This window comes from Jatrophihabitans sp. YIM 134969 (assembly GCF_054456675.1).
On the sequence record NZ_JBTJEQ010000014.1, the window covers coordinates 1 to 14,615 of the forward strand.

Annotated in this window: 10 protein-coding genes and 1 pseudogene; 4 read left to right on the forward strand and 7 right to left on the reverse strand. The window is 72.6% G+C overall.

Annotated elements, in window-relative coordinates; all coding sequences use genetic code 11:
• Positions 1 to 1,832, forward strand: a pseudogene (locus tag ACXR2U_RS09355) (hypothetical protein); the annotation flags it as partial.
• Between the two features lie 39 nt (positions 1,833 to 1,871).
• Here the strand turns inward: ACXR2U_RS09355 and ACXR2U_RS09360 are convergent.
• The 5 genes from ACXR2U_RS09360 to ACXR2U_RS09380 form a co-directional block, all read right to left on the reverse strand.
• A complete protein-coding gene (locus ACXR2U_RS09360) occupies positions 1,872 to 2,825 on the reverse strand; it encodes an LCP family protein (protein WP_458824711.1) in 954 nt (317 codons plus the stop codon).
• 68 nt (positions 2,826 to 2,893) lie between these two features.
• Positions 2,894 to 5,425: a hypothetical protein gene (locus tag ACXR2U_RS09365; protein ID WP_458824712.1), complete on the reverse strand. Its 2,532-nt coding sequence runs from the start codon at positions 5,423 to 5,425 to the stop codon at positions 2,894 to 2,896.
• A 158-nt stretch (positions 5,426 to 5,583) separates the two neighbouring features.
• Positions 5,584 to 6,783: a DNA polymerase IV gene (gene dinB, locus ACXR2U_RS09370; RefSeq protein WP_458824713.1), complete on the reverse strand. Its 1,200-nt coding sequence runs from the start codon at positions 6,781 to 6,783 to the stop codon at positions 5,584 to 5,586.
• Between the two features lie 26 nt (positions 6,784 to 6,809).
• Positions 6,810 to 7,307, reverse strand: a complete 498-nt coding sequence (locus ACXR2U_RS09375) for a shikimate kinase (RefSeq protein ID WP_458824714.1) — start codon at positions 7,305 to 7,307, stop codon at positions 6,810 to 6,812.
• Positions 7,308 to 7,344: 37 nt separating this feature from the next.
• Positions 7,345 to 8,106 (reverse strand): SDR family NAD(P)-dependent oxidoreductase, encoded by a 762-nt coding sequence (locus ACXR2U_RS09380; RefSeq protein ID WP_458824715.1) that lies wholly within the window; start codon positions 8,104 to 8,106, stop codon positions 7,345 to 7,347.
• 71 nt (positions 8,107 to 8,177) lie between these two features.
• On the opposite strand from ACXR2U_RS09380, the gene ACXR2U_RS09385 reads away from it, so the two are divergent.
• The gene (locus ACXR2U_RS09385; RefSeq protein ID WP_458824716.1) at positions 8,178 to 8,960 is read left to right on the forward strand and encodes an enoyl-CoA hydratase-related protein; all 783 of its coding nucleotides are present in this window, start codon (positions 8,178 to 8,180) and stop codon (positions 8,958 to 8,960) included.
• A gap of 312 nt (positions 8,961 to 9,272) precedes the next feature.
• Here the strand turns inward: ACXR2U_RS09385 and ACXR2U_RS09390 are convergent, their stop codons facing one another.
• The gene (locus ACXR2U_RS09390; protein WP_458824717.1) at positions 9,273 to 10,127 is read right to left on the reverse strand and encodes a glycoside hydrolase family 16 protein; all 855 of its coding nucleotides are present in this window, start codon (positions 10,125 to 10,127) and stop codon (positions 9,273 to 9,275) included.
• Between the two features lie 335 nt (positions 10,128 to 10,462).
• Here ACXR2U_RS09390 and ACXR2U_RS09395 point away from each other — a divergent pair, with 335 nt between their 5' ends.
• A complete protein-coding gene (locus ACXR2U_RS09395) occupies positions 10,463 to 11,389 on the forward strand; it encodes a glycosyltransferase family 2 protein (RefSeq protein ID WP_458824718.1) in 927 nt (308 codons plus the stop codon).
• Between the two features lie 12 nt (positions 11,390 to 11,401).
• On the opposite strand, the gene ACXR2U_RS09400 is transcribed toward ACXR2U_RS09395, so the two are convergent.
• On the reverse strand, positions 11,402 to 12,625 hold the full coding sequence (locus ACXR2U_RS09400; RefSeq protein ID WP_458824719.1) for a glycoside hydrolase family 26 protein: 1,224 nt from the start codon (positions 12,623 to 12,625) through the stop codon (positions 11,402 to 11,404).
• Between the two features lie 43 nt (positions 12,626 to 12,668).
• Between ACXR2U_RS09400 and ACXR2U_RS09405 the strand changes: the two genes are divergently transcribed.
• A complete protein-coding gene (locus ACXR2U_RS09405) occupies positions 12,669 to 14,591 on the forward strand; it encodes a hypothetical protein (RefSeq protein WP_458824720.1) in 1,923 nt (640 codons plus the stop codon).
• Positions 14,592 to 14,615: the final 24 nt, after the last annotated feature.

The following is a 14,615-nucleotide window of genomic DNA, read 5'->3' on the forward strand; positions in this document are numbered from 1 at the left end:
GGTACGGCGACCAGCTCGCCCGCCTCGCCCGCGCCCTGCCCCGCCGGGCGGACGTCCAGGTGTTCGCCGCGCTGGCGCCGAGGTGCCGGGCGGAGGCCGCGACCGGCGAGTACGGGACGGCCCTCTCGCTCGCCTCGGCGCTCGGCGCCGCCCGGCGGGTGCGACTCCCCGAGCTGGAAGAGCTGGTCGCCGCGGCCACCCGCGCGACCGACGACCAGGTGGTCCGCCGGGCGATCCGGTTGTGGCTCGAGCCGTCGGCGACCCGCGACGACCGGGTGGCCCGGGTGGTCGCGGCCGACCGGTCGACGATCACGATCGACGAGGTGGCGACCGCGGTGGCCGCGCGCCGCACCGACCTGCTCGACGACGTGCTGCGCCGGCCGTCCGAGGGGCGGTTCCTCCCGCGCAAGCTGCGGCTGCTGCCGGGAGTGGGGCAGTGGTCGGCGCGGTGGAACGCCACGCAGGTGGCGGCGTTCCGTACCGCTGCGACCGCGCTCGCCACCGACCCCGGCCAGACCGCGGCCAACCGGCTCGCGGGACTGCGGCAGCTGCGACTGGTGCCCGGTTCGGACCCGGTGTTGCTGGGGTTGGCCGGAGATGCCGACGTGGTCATCGCGGAGGCCGCGCTCTCGGCGTTGGGGGAGAGCGAGGAACCCCGGGCGGTGCTGCGCGAGCTGGTGGCGGCCGCGACGACCGACCGGTCCCGCGTCGCGGTGCCCGCGCTGCGGCGGTGTCTGGAACGCCTCGCTCCGGACGAGCTCGCGGCACCGGTGCGCGACCTGCTCGTGGCGCCGAAGGTGACCGTGCGCAAGGACGCGGTCCGGCTGGTGGTGGATCTCGAGACACCCGACGCCGTCGGCCTGCTGGAGCGGGTGTGGCGCACGCCGGGCGAACACCGCGACGTGCGACGGGCCGTGGCGCCGTCGCTGCGCAGCCGTCTCGACGACGCGCGGGCCTGGACCGTGCTGGCCGAGGCGGCTGCGGATCCGCGGACGGCGTCAGCGGTCCTCGACCTCTCACCGGTCGGTGTGGCACCGCGGCACCGCGCCCGGTGGACCCGTCTGCTGATCGACGTGCTGACCCCGACGGTCGACGACGTCGTGGCCCGCTCCACCCTCGCGGCTCTCGCCCGGTGGCTCCGGTTCGCACCCGCCGAGGTCGCCGCGGCCATGGTCCCGGTCGTGACCGACCTCGGGCCGACAGGTCGTTGGCGCGCGGCGGTGACAACACTGGTGCACGGTGCAACAGTCCTCGCCGACCTCTCGCCGGTGCTCGGGGCGGCCCAGGAGCTGCTGCGGAACAGCGGGTCGGTCGCCGACGTCGACGCCGGCGCGGACCGCGACCGCCCGGTCCGGCAACGGCTCACCGTGCTCGCGGGTGTGGTGGCCGACCGGTCCGCCCATGACCCCGTCCTGCGGTCCCAGCTGGCCCCTCTGGTCGACCTGCTCGCCGGCACCCCGGCCACCCGCGACCTCGCGGTCGATCTCGCCGCCGCGGCGGTGGTGTGGGACGGGGACCCGGTCAGGGGCCTGGAACGCCTCGTCGCCGTGGCCGAGGGGCCGGTGCTGGCCGGTCGGGCGGGCTCGGCGGTGGGCGCCCGGCTGCGGTCGGTCATCGGCGTCGTCGGTCACCGCGCCGTGCGCGGTGCCCTGGCTGCGGCGCCCAGCGGCTCGACCTCGGCCGCCGCCCTCGTCCGCCTCGGTGTGGTCCGCGTCGTCGGCGAGGACGCCGGGTGGCCGTCGTGGTGCCGCGATGCGCTGAGGGACCTCCGCGCACACGACGATCCCGACGTCGTGCGCGCCGCGGTGCAGGTGGTCACGGCTTCGGAATGACCGACGGGCCCCGAGGTGGACCGCTGCACTACGCAACGATCAGCGCGGCGAACAGTCGCTGGGGAAGCCGGCGTCGGCGACGGTGCGCAGGGTGTCCGGGCCGATCTGGGCGCCGACGCCGTCGGTCGCACCGGGTACCGGCTCGACCGGCAGGTCGCGCACCGCGACGTCGCCGAGGTCGGAGTCGGCGAGGCGCAGCAGGTCCGTGACCCCCGTGCCCGCGTCGGTCCGCAACGACCCGGTCGCCGTCCACGCCAGCGCCTGCACCGTCCACGGTCGTCCGGACGCGGTGCGGACCGCGCCGGCCAGCGCGCCGAACACCTCACCCACCGACGTCGTGCGTCGACCCGTCCCGGTCACGTCGTCGACCGGTGTCCAGCGTCCGTCGACCAGCGTCTCGGGGTGACGCGACCGCACCAGGGCCAGGGCCTGGGCGCCGTCCAACCGCAACCGGCCGGCGTGCGGGAGGTCGAGCCCGCTGCCGCGGTCGCGGACCGGCGAGGGGATCTCGACCGTCACGCCGCCGACGTCGTCGACCGCCCCGGCGAACGCGTCCATGCCGATGACGACCAGGTGGTCGACCGGCAGGTGCAACGTCCGGCACAACCCGTCGACGAGGTCCTGCGGGCGTGCCAACAGCAGGGCGAGTCGACTGATCGAACCGTCGCCCGCACTGAGGAGCAGGTCGCGCGGGACCGAGATGGCCGTGGTCCGGCCGTGCGCGACGTGCACCGCGACGACGGCGTCGGCGTGGTCGCCCGGAGCGTCGGCCGTGGTGCCGAAGGGCCCGGCGCCCGCGGGTGCGTCGGACCGGGCGTCGGACCCCACCAGCAACCAGGTCGCGCCGTCACCCCCGCCGGGCAGCGTCACGTCCAGGCGGTCGATGCGTCCGCGCAGCACCAGCACGTCGACCCCGACGGCGGCGACCAGCAGGACGACGACGAGCCCCACCAGCGCGAGCGACCGGCTCCACCACCGGCGCGGCAGGTGCATCCGCCGACGGAGGCGCCGCGGCCCGGTCTTCCGGCCGCGACGCGACCGGCCGACCGGGCTGCGTGACGTCACCCGCCGGGGGAGACGACGATCGCCGGACTGCTGCCCGTGTCGCCACCGACCGCTACGCACCGCGCGGCCGTCGGGCAGGCGACCGACGCCAGCGACGACGTCGTCGAGGCCGGCTCCGCGGTCCAGGAGCCCGCCGCGGTCCGACGCAGCAGAAGCGGCCCGTTGCCCGCCCCGACCGCGACGCACGACGTCGCGTCCGCGCACGCCACACCGAACAGCTGGGCGTACGCCCCGGTCGGTACCGGCAGTGGCTCGCTCGACCACGTCGTGCCGTCGAAGACCGTGGCTGTCGTCGCGTTGCCCGGCGAGCCGACCGCGACACAGGCGGCCACCTTGGCGCAGCTCAGGTCAGTGAGACCAGCGGGCGGCCGGGGCCCGACGGTGTACCTGGTGCCGTCCCATGCCAGGTCGATCCCGCGGGGGTCGAAGGTCTGCTTGTCGTAGCCGCTGCCGACCACCCGGCAGGTGCCCGCCGTGCAGGACACCGCGACCAGCCGCGGGTTGACGACGCCGCCGGTCGGAGGTGTACGCGTGACCTTCCACGTCGTCCCGGTCAGTGCGATCCCGATGACCCCCTGGTCGGACGGGCCCGCCGAGCCGACCGCGAGACACGACGTCGCCGAGCGGCACGCCACGTCGTTCAGCGCGGCCCCGTCGGCCTGGGGCAGCAGAGTGGACGTCCACGCCGTGCCACTCCGCTTCTGCAGCAGCAGCGGCTGCTGCCCACCGGAGGTCACGTCGTCGATCCACCCGACGGCGACGCACACGGTCGACGTCGGGCACGCCACGCCGGTGATCCGCCCGAACCCGATGTCGGGCAGGGTCTGCTGCGACCAGGTGTGGCCGTTCCAGCGGTTGACGAACGGCGTCGTCGTCTCGCTGTACGGGTCCCGCGCGACCCATCCGCCGGCCGTGCAGGCGTTCGCCCCGCTGCACGCGACGGATTCGAACCGGCCACCGAGGAAACCGTCGGGCGCCGCGGCGCCGAGGTCGTCCCAGCCGGACGAGGTCCGGACGGCGGCCAGCGGGACGTCACGGGCGTCGCCCACCGCGACGCACCCACCGGGCCGCACGCAGGAGACGCCCTGGTACTCGTTCGGGCTGCCCACTCCCGGATCGGCCTCGGCGATGGTCCACCGCCCGTCGACCGACGTCGCCGCCACCGCCGTCTGCGCGGCGGCCGGCTCGTTGCCTCCGGTCGACCCGACCGCGACGCAGGAGCGGGCCGAGGGGCAGGACACGGCGTCGAGTCCGGCGGCGAGGGTCGGGTCAGGCGAGGCGACGCGGGTCGACCGCCAGTTGGCGTCGGTGAGGCTCTCGACGAGCGGGTGTTCGACGCCGTCACCGTCGGAGGTGACGCCGACCGCGACGCACGAGGAGGTGGTGGCGCAGCTGATGTCCGACAGTCGCGGCGAGGACGAGAGCGGGACGTCGGCCAGGGTGCTGGAGTGCCACACCGTGCCGTCGAAGACCTGGGCCGTCGGCCGGTTGGGGTAGCTGTAGCTGTCGGAGCCCACGGCCACACACGTCTGGGCGCCGGCGCAGGACAGGGCGGACAGCCCCGAGCGTGGGCTCGACGGGATGGGGTCCGCGAGCTGGGTCCAGGTCGTGCCCCTCAGGCGGTAGGTCGTGGCGGAGTACCTGCTGCCCTCGGACAGGGAGCCGGTCGAGCCGATCGCGTAGCAGGTGGTGCTGGTCGGGCAGGACACGTCGACCAGCGATCCCTCCCGTTCACCCGCGGGCGCCGGCAGCACGCTCGTGCTCCACGTCGTGCCGGCCAGTTGCGCGACGAACGCCGCGTGACCGGTCGCGGTGGTGGCGTCGCCCACGGCGACACAACGGGTCGTGGCGGTGCAGTCGACAGCGGACAGGTACGCGGTGTCGGCGCCCGCCGGTGTCGACACCGCGACGACGGTCCACGCCGTCCCGTCCCACGTCTCGACCACCGGGGTCCTGGCGTTGTTCGCGTAGCCGACGGCCACGCAACCGGCGATCCCAGACGTGCCGGCGAGGGCCGCGGCGGGGGTGCAGTCGACGTCGGTGAGGGTGCCGTTCGGGACGTTCGGGAGGGCGGGAGTCTGCGGAGTCCACGGCGCGGCGGTGCTCGCGGTCACCGTCACGGCCCGCGAGCGGTACGGCGCCTGCGAGGCGTAGCTGTCGCAGGTCGCGGCGAGCGTGTACGTGCCGGGCGCGGTGGACACCGCGAGCGTGAGCGGGAGCGTCCAGGTGCCGTCAGGCTCCGGTTCGACCGAGGTCGCGGTGACGTAGCCGCCGCTCGCGTCGGTCAGCGTGACGTACACGCGCGTGGACCGCTTCGGGGTGCAGCGCACGCCGGTGACCGTCGCGGTGGTGCCGGCGGGGATCACGCTGGGGCTCACGACCGGGGCCGGGAGCAGGACGGCCTGGGGGGCGACCGGGGTGGCGTCGGCGGTGGTGGTTGTCGCGAGCACCGGCAGGACCGAGGCGACCAGCGCCGCGGCGAGGACGAGGAGGAGCCGGCGGGGCCGGGGGCTGGAGGTCGAGGTCATGCGGAGGGGCGCTCCTGGAGTCGGCGAGGCCGGGCGTCGCTCGCTCCGGGTCTCGCGGAGCGTGGCGGGAGTTTCGCGTCGTCGCAAGAGCATCCTGTGTTCGGGTCTCGTCAGCGCCGGGGACGATCCGTGCGTTCCCCGTCGAACAGGACACCGGCTCAGACCGGCAGGGTGGGCACCGCGATCCCGGGGTCGCGCCCGAGCAGCACGCCGCGGGTGACGGCACTGGTGCCGAACTTCTCCCGGACGGCGTCGAGGGCGCCGTCGAGCGCGCGCGTCGGCACCCCGAACGGCAGCTCCGGTTGCAGCACGTCGGCGCCGTCGAGGCCCCCGAGGGTCACGCCGACCAGCGACAGCCCGGAGGCGGCGATCAGCGACCAGTTCTCGTTGAGCAGCGCGCGTAGGGCGGACAGGACGAGGGCGGTGTCGTCGGTCGGGCGGGCCAGGGTGTGGGACCGGGTGACCCGGACACTGAGGTCGTCGAAGCGCAGGCGCAGCGTGACGGTCCGGCAGGTGCGCTCGGCGGAACGCAGCCGGCGGGTCGTGCGGTCGACCAGTGTGACCAGGTCGGCGTCGACTGTTGCACGCTGCAACGGTGAGTGGCGGCGGGCGCGTTGGGCGCCGATGGAGCGGCGACGCCGGCCGGTCTCGACCCGGCGTGGGTCGCGGTTGTGGGCCAGCGCGAACAGGTGGCGTCCGGAGGCCGGGCCGAGCATCGCGACCAGGGTGTCGGGGCCGAGTTCCGCGACCTGGCCGACGTCGTGGATCCCGCGCTCGTGCAGCTTCGCGGCCGTCTTGGCCCCGACGCCCCACAGTTTCTCGACCGGGAGGGCGTGGAGGAACGCGAGTTCGGCGAGGGGTGGCACGCAGAGCAGGCCGTCGGGTTTCGCGACGCCCGACGCGACCTTGGCGAGGAACTTGGTGCGGGCGACGCCCACGGTGATGGCGAGCCCGACCTCCTCGCGGACCCGTTCGCGCAGCCGCCCTGCGATCTGGACCGGGGTGCCGGAGACGGCCAGCAGGCCCGAGACGTCGAGGAACGCCTCGTCGATCGACATGGCCTCGACCACCGGCGAGGTGTCGTGGAAGACCGCGAAGACGTCCTTGCTGGCCTGGCTGTAGGCCTCCATCCGTGGGGGCACGACCACCAGTCCGGGACACAGTGACTTCGCGAGCCGCCCGCCCATCGCGGACCGCACGCCGTGCGCCTTGGCCTCGTAGCTCGCGGCCAGGACCACGCCGCCGCCGACCGCGACCGGCCGCCCACGTAGCGACGGGTCGTCGCGCTGCTCGACCGAGGCGAAGAACGAGTCGAGATCCGCGTGCAGGATCGACGACCCCAGCGGATCCACGAACACATGTTCCAATACCGGGGCGGGCCCCGTCAACCCGGGAGGGCGGCGACCACCTCGTCGACGAGGTCGCCGACCGGCCGGGTGGCGTCGACCCGCAGATCGGCCAGCTGCTCCAGCCACGGCCCGCGGCTCGCCAGCTGCGCGCGCAGCATGTGCCCGACGTCCTGCTCGTACCGCGGCCGGTGGGCCCGGCTCTCGAACCGGGCCCGCAGCACCTCGACCGGTGCGTCGACCCACACCACGAACGGCGTCGCCAGGGCCGCGCGGGTCTCGGCGCGGTCGACCACGCTGGCCGCCGCGGCGACGACCACCGTGGGGTCGGCCAACGCGTCGAGCAGGACCCGTGCCTCGATGTCGTGCAGCGCGTCCCGGCCGTCGGCGGCGGCGATCTCCGCCGCGGTGCGGCCTTCGTCACGCTCGATGTCCTCGTCGCTGTCGCGCACCGGACGACCGAGGCGGTCACCGAGCGCGTGGGCGAGGGTCGACTTGCCGGCGCCCATGAGCCCGAGGACGACGATGGCACTCACCGGGCGCGCCCGCAGACGTCAACGGTGTGGGAGGCCGTCATCGCGGCGGCATGCGGATCGCGCCGTCGAGGCGGATCGTCTCGCCGTTGAGCATGGGGTTCGCGACGACGTGCACGACCAGCGCCGCGAACTCGTCGGGACGGCCGAGCCGGCTCGGGTGGGGGATCTGCTGGCCGAGGGCCTCGCGGGCGGGCTCGGGCAGCGAGGCCAGCAGCGGGGTGTCGAACAGGCCGGGCGCGATCGTGACGACCCGGATGAGGTGCTGGGCGAGGTCACGCGCGATCGGCAACGTCATGCCCACCACGCCGCCCTTGCTGGCCGAGTACCCGGCCTGGCCGATCTGGCCGTCGAACGCCGCCGCCGACGCCGTGTTGACGATGACGCCGCGTTCCTCGCCGACCGGGTCCGCCGCGGCGATGCGTTCGGCGGCGAGCCGGATGACGTTGAAGGTGCCGACGAGGTTGATGTCGACGATCCGCTGGAACTTCTCCAACGGGTAGACGCCGTTCTTGCCGAGGACGCGGATCGCGTCGCCCGTGCCGGCGCAGTTGACCGCGATGCGCAGCGGCCCGAGTTCGGCGGCGACGTCGAGTGCGCCGGTGATCGACGCCTCGTCGCGGACGTCGCCCGCGACGAACCGCACGCGCGAGCCGAGTTGCTCTGCCACCGCCGGACCGTCGGAGTTCTCGAGGTCGACGACGACGACCGAGGCGCCGGCCGCGGCGAGGGCGGTGGTGGTGGCGAGGCCGAGGCCCGACGCCCCCCCGGTCACGACGGCGACGGCTCCGGTGATGTCCATGTGCCGACGGTATCCAGCCGCGACGGTGTGCACCGGCCCGGGCCCGCCCTCGCTTCGGTAGCGTCGCGCGCGTGGCTGCGGGCGGCGTCGAGGTCGAGCGTGACGGCGCGGTCGTGACCGTGCGGCTGTCCCGGCCGGAGGCGTTGAACGCACTCGACGTGCCGACGCTGGCCGCGCTCGCCGACGCCGTCGAGACCGCCGCCGCCGACGACACCGTGCGCGTCCTCGTGCTGGCCGGACGGGGGCGCGCGTTCTGCGCCGGCGCCGACCTCGGTGGCCTGGACCCGGCCGATGCCGGGGACGCCGGCGCGGTCAGCATGGAACTGTTGCACCGGATCACCACGGCCCTCGCCGGGGCGCCCAAGCCGACCGTCGCCGTGGTGCACGGCCCAGCCGCCGGCGTGGGAGCGAGCTTCGCGCTCGCCTGTGACCTGACCGTGGTCGCCGAGTCCGCCTACTTCCTGCTCGCGTTCGCGAACGTCGGCCTCATGCCCGACGGCGGCGCCACCGCGTTGGTCGCGGCGGCGGTCGGGCGCGCGCGGGCGATGCGGATGGCCCTGCTGGGTGAACGGATCCCGGCGCCGACGGCTTTCGAGTGGGGACTGTTCTCGCACCTCGTCCCCGACGACGAGCTGGCCGCCACGGTCGACACTCTCGTCACGAAACTGGTGTCCGGGCCGACCGCGGCGTACGCGCGCACGAAGACGGCGATCCGCGCGGCCGCGCTGGATCAGTTGCACGCTGCACTGGTCCGCGAACAGGACGGTCAACGCGAGCTGTTCGCGACGACCGACTTCGCGGAGGGGGTGGCCGCTTTCCGTGGAAGGCGGCCACCCCGTTTCACCGGCGCCTAGAAGATCGTTCGGTGACTGAGGCGAATCGGACTCGTCACTTCGCGGCTTGCACGGCTTTGTCCGACTTGACCGTGCCCATTCGGTCATGGGTCCGGTGAAGTGCTTGCGCAGTTGAACAGTGGCTTACATCATGTGGAACACACGGGGGCCGACAGACCCCCGATCGTCTGAGTTCGAACGACGCGTTCCGGAACCGCGAACGACGTCATGCAGGGGCTGTTCCCCATGCCAGCGCACGATCCGTGGATCGTGGTGCCGAACCCGTGTGCTCCGCACGGGCCCTCCACCCGTCTCGACTCCCGCGCCGTGCGGTCAGGAAACCCGCTGCTTCGCGTACCAGCCGATGTTCTTGATCGAGTAGACCGCGGGCAACTTCGACGCCGTACCGATCTGCGGACCCCAGTAGCTCGGCATCTCGCCGCCCATCTGCAGGTTGAACCGCAGGTGCCACCCCATGCGGCGCTGGAAGACCTCGCCGAACCACGGCGTGTTGGCCGGGTTGATCGTGTAGATCAGCCGCGAGTCGACGTACCACCGGATCTCCGAGGGATCCCACTCGACCGCGTAGGTGTGCCACTGCTGCGGATCGAACCCGAGCGAGACCGCCCGCGAGACCTGCTTCGGGTTGGTCGTGTACGACCGGTGGGCGGTGGCGACGGTCATGAACGGGGTGTGGCCGCCGACCTGTTCCATGACGTCGAGTTCGTCGCCGTCGGTCCCGTCGTCCGGCCGCAACCAGAACGCGGGCCACGTGCCGGCGGACGCCTGCGGCATCCGCAGCGTGGCCTGGATCCGGTAGCCGTTCGAACCGGTGGGCGGCGGGAAACTGACGAGACCACGCGACCAGAAGTACGCCGACGAGTAGGGGCGGTCGCCGCCGTCGCCGCGGTTCCCGATGAGGTCGACCTGGTTGTCGTGGACCTTCACGTTGTAGCCACGGATGCGTCCCTGGTCGATGGACAACGTGGTGTTGTCGAGCACCTGGTACTGCGTCGGCTTCAGGCTCGTGCCGGACAGGTCGGCCCGGTGCAGCGCGACGGGATAGCCCGTCGGCGCGCTGGCGGCGGTGCGGGTGCGCGCCTGGGTGGTGGGGGCGGCGACGACGAGCGTCCCCGCGAGCAGGGCGGCCGCGCCGACGGCGACGACCGCGTTCCTCGTGGTGCGCATGCGGTTCTCCTTCATGGGGGGATGACGCCTCCGACCCGTCGTGCGGCCGGCGTGAGGGCACGCGGCAGCAGGGTGAGGCGTCCGTGGGTGGACCGTCCGTCGGGACCGTCGCGTCACGACGGTGTGACGCGACGCGCGAGGCGTCCGCGCCTGGCTTCTTGCGGACGGCGGGAGGGCGCGGGTCCGGTGACCGGTTCCGACACCCTGTCCCGTGCGTCGAGGCCGTTGCTCGGCTCGTCCGACGCTGGTCGCGGTCGTGGTGAACCCCCCAAACGGTACACATGTGCACAGACGACTCCGTGCGCGTCCCGTCGGGTGCGCGCGGGGGGACGCTCGTGACCGCCACCCGACCCCGTCACGGCACGGTCAGCGTCGTCATCCCGACCCGTGATCGTCACGTCCTGATGCGTCGTGCGATCCAGGCCGTGGTGGCGCAGGATCACCCCGGTCCGATCGAGGTCATCGCCGTGTTCGACCACGCTCCGGTCGACGAGTCCGTGGTCGCACTGAGCACGCCGGACCGCGTGGTGCGCTGCGTGCCCAACACCCACGTGCCCGGGCTGGCCGGCGCGCGCAACAGTGGCGTCGCCGCGGCCGAGGGCGACGTGATCGCGTTCTGCGACGACGACGACGAGTGGCACCCCGACAAGCTGCGCCGTCAACTGGTGCACCTGACAACGACGACACCACTGGTGTCGTGTGGCGTGGAGATCGTCTACCGCGGCGAGCGGTTCACGCGTTTCCCGCCGACGGCGTTGACCACCCATCGTGACTTCCTCCGCCACCGCGTGCCGTCCGTCCACTCGAGCACGCTGCTCGCGGACGGGGACCTGCTCCGCGGCATGGCCGGTCCGTTGGACGAGGCGATCCCCGGCAGTTACGGCGAGGACTGGGACTTCCTGCTCAGAGCGACCGCGTCGAGACCGGTCTTCAGCGTCTCGGCCGCCCTGGTCACGGTCCACTGGCACGAGACGTCGTACTTCATCGACAACTGGACGACCGCGGCCGACGGCTTGGACTACATCGTCGACAAACACAGGGATTTCGCGACCGACCGCCGCGCCCGCGGCCGGGTCACCGGCCAGCGGGCGTTCTACCACGCGGCGGCGGGCCACCGCGGTCGTGCCGCGGTGATGGCCGTCGACGGCTTGCGTTCGGCGCCGACCGGCAAGCACGCCTGGGCGGCACTGCTCGTCTCGGCCGGCGTCGTGTCACCCGACCGCGTCCTCGGAGCGGCCCACACCATCGGGCGCGGGATCTGATGGCCGCCTCCGTCAGCCGGCGCGGCCACGCGCTTGCGCGGCGCGGAGCCCAGCCGCCCGGAACCCGGCGAGGTTGTCCGCTGACGCCGTCACGCGCAGCTCGCAGCGCTCGGTGGTCGAGTCGAACTGCACGACCGCCTTGATCCGCGGCAACAGTGCGAGGGCCGCCGGCACGCCGGCGTACCACGAGCCGACGGCGGTCCCGTGAGCCGCGTACTCCGACAACATCAGGGGTTTGTCCTGGCCGAACGGTGCGGTCTCGATCCAGCGGTACCACCGCGAGAACGCGTCGTACGGGTCACGCCAGACACTGTCGTTGCAGGTGTTGAAGTTGTACGGGTCCCAACTGATCCAGTCGACGACGTCGTCGCCCGGGTAGAGGTCGCGGTACCAGTCGTTGTGCACGGGCGTTCCCATCACCCACCACACGAACACGATTCCCGGCCCCTGGAGGACGTCGTGCACGTGGCGCCACGCCGCTCGGTAGTCGGCCGCGGTGCCGGCCACCCCGGTACCTCTCTCCAGTTCCTGTTCGGGTTCCTGGTTGAACGAGAAGAAGACCGGCCGACCGAGTCGGTGCAGTCCCTCCGCCGTTCGTTCCAGGTACGCGTCGTACCGCCCCGCGGCGATGTCCGCCCATCGGGCGTAGCCGCCGGTCTGGAAATCGCGCGCGCGGAGGTCGACGAGAAGGATGTGGTCGCGTGACAACTCGATGTCGACAGCATCGGGAACGATTTCGTTCCAACCGTGGTAACGCGTGAGGATGTCGAACTTGCGCCCGACGGCACGCTCGAGATCCTCGGTGTTGCCGATGAAATCGGTGGTCCGGGCGCCCGCAGCCGTGGTGCGCGGATAGATGCCCCAGAGGTATCCACACGGAACGACGAGTTGTGCGGTCGGCGGCGTTTCGCACGAGGTGACCGGGGCGCTGCTGCTGGCGCTGGTCGTCGCCGGCGGGACCGGGGGCGGCGGTGTCGTGCACGCTGACAGCAATCCGGTGATGAGTGCAACGATCGTCAGAAAGGTCGTGACGGTCGAGAAGAACGCGCGTGACAGGGCATGTCCGCGGCGGTGGTGATCGGAGCTGGTGGCCATGGCTGGCTCTCCTCGCAGGAGGGGCGCGTACTGGTCAGCACAGATCATTCGACGTCGAGCAGGCTCTTGACAAGGTTTCATCCCAGCATTCCAATGACGCATTCCCGAATCGTCGGCCGTGAAAGGCCGGACCTCCTGCACGGATGGTCGAAACCCGGTTCGGTCCGACACACGGGGGATCCACATGCACAGTCGTTCCGTCCTCGTCATCCCGCTGGTCGCGGCCCTCGTCGCCGTGGCGGCCACGGTCGTCCCGGCCGGCGCGGTGACACCACCGCCGGCACCCGGAACGGTCGCGTCCGCGAACCCGGCCGACACCACACCGAACGCCCTGAACGGAACGACCCGCGCCTTCGCCCAGATCGGTGACACCGTGTACGTCGGCGGTTCGTTCACCCAGGTCCGCGCTGCGGGTTCGTCGACGGTCGTGGCGCGCAACTACCTGTTCGCGTACGACCGCACCAGCGGTGCGATCTCCTCGGTGTTCACACCGAACATCAACGGCCTGGTCAACTCGCTGGCCGTGGTCGGCAACACGCTCTACGTCGGAGGCAACTTCACCACCGCCGACGGAGTGGCACGCCGGGCGGTGGCAGCGCTGGACGGAACGACCGGCCGCCTGGTCACGACCTTCAACGCCGCGATGGACTACAACGTCCGCTCCATCGCGGTGTCCGGTTCCTGGCTCTACCTCGGTGGCGCGTTCCACTACGTCGGGGCGCGGTCGCACGCCCTGCTGGCGCGGGTGAACCTCACGACCGGCGCGGTCGACCAGGGCTTCCAGATCAACGCCGACGTGCCCCGCTACAACTCGCCGTACGTCAGCACGATCGCGGTGTCGCCGGACGGCAAGTGGCTGGTCTTCGGAGGCAACTTCACCCAGGTCAACGGGCAGGCCCGCTGGCAGATCGGACTCGCCGACGTCTCGGGTCCGACCGCGGTGCTGTCGAGTTGGCAGACCGACGGTTACGTCGCCAACTGCTACTCGAGCCCCAACGCCTTCGACACCTACCTGATGGACGTGGCGTTCGACGAGGCCAGCTCCTACTTCGTGGTCGCGGCGGCCGGCGGACGGGGCAACGGTTCGACCGACTACTGCGACTCGACGACCCGGTGGGACCCGACCGCGACCGGCGGCGGTCAGGCGCCCACCTGGATCGACTGGACGGGCACGGACAGCGTTACGGCCGTCGTCGTGTCCCGAGGGGTCGTCTACAACGCGGGTCACTTCCGTTGGCAGAACAACTCCAACGGCAACGACGCCCCCGGCGGCGGCGCGATCGACCGGTACGGCCTGGCGGCGTTGGACCCGGCGAACGGCATGCCGGTCGCCTGGAACCCGTCGCGCAGCCCGGGTGGGAACCTGCCCCCCGGTGGTGTCTCCTGGGGCCCGCAGGTCTGGACGCTCTTCGCGGGGACTGACGGCATCTACGCGGGATACGACTCCGACGGACTCGGCTACGAGTACCACGGCCGGCTCGGCATGTTCCCCTGGCCGGGCGGTCACGCCCTCTACCAACCGGCGAACGTGAGCCTGCCGGCGAGGCTGGTGGCCGCGAACGCGGACGGCACCGCGACGGCCTCGACGCTCGGTGCGGGCGGGGTCGGAGCGCCGTCGCCGATCGCCACCGGTGTCGACTTCACCACGGCGCGCTCGCCGTTCGTCGCCGGGCGTCGACTGTTCTGGGGTGCACCGGACAACGTCCTGCACATCTCCTACTTCAACGGCACGACCGCGAGCGGCGGCGACTTCCCCCAGGGCAGCAACGCCTTCTTCGGCACCGCCGGGCTCACCGGGGCGTTCTACCAGGACGGCAAGATGTTCTACACGTCCAGCGGTAGCGACCAGCTCCGTTACCGCTACCTCGGCGTCGACGCCGTCGGCGTCGTGGGGTCGTGGAACTTCACGGCGAACTCGAGCATCCCGCTCGGCGCCGTGCGGGCGATGACCTACGCGGGCGGGTCGGTGTACTTCACCACCGGGGACGGCAACCTGTACGCGGTGGCGTTCGCCGCCGACGCGATCACGGGCAGCCCGTCGGTCGTGAGCGGCCCCACCGTCGACGGGCGCACCTGGAACCCCGTCGCCCTGTTCGCGACCAACTAGGGGGGTCTCGACGTGGGAATCGCG

Bases quoted from the DNA above. Each gene is read 5' to 3' on its own strand.
- ACXR2U_RS09360 (WP_458824711.1), bottom strand. From the start codon at position 2,825: ATGCACCTGCCGCGCCGGTGGTGGAGCCGGTCGCTCGCGCTGGTGGGG.
- ACXR2U_RS09365 (WP_458824712.1), bottom strand. From the start codon at position 5,425: ATGACCTCGACCTCCAGCCCCCGGCCCCGCCGGCTCCTCCTCGTCCTC.
- ACXR2U_RS09380 (WP_458824715.1), bottom strand. From the start codon at position 8,106: ATGGACATCACCGGAGCCGTCGCCGTCGTGACCGGGGGGGCGTCGGGC.
- ACXR2U_RS09390 (WP_458824717.1), bottom strand. From the start codon at position 10,127: ATGCGCACCACGAGGAACGCGGTCGTCGCCGTCGGCGCGGCCGCCCTG.
- ACXR2U_RS09405 (WP_458824720.1), top strand. From the start codon at position 12,669: ATGCACAGTCGTTCCGTCCTCGTCATCCCGCTGGTCGCGGCCCTCGTC.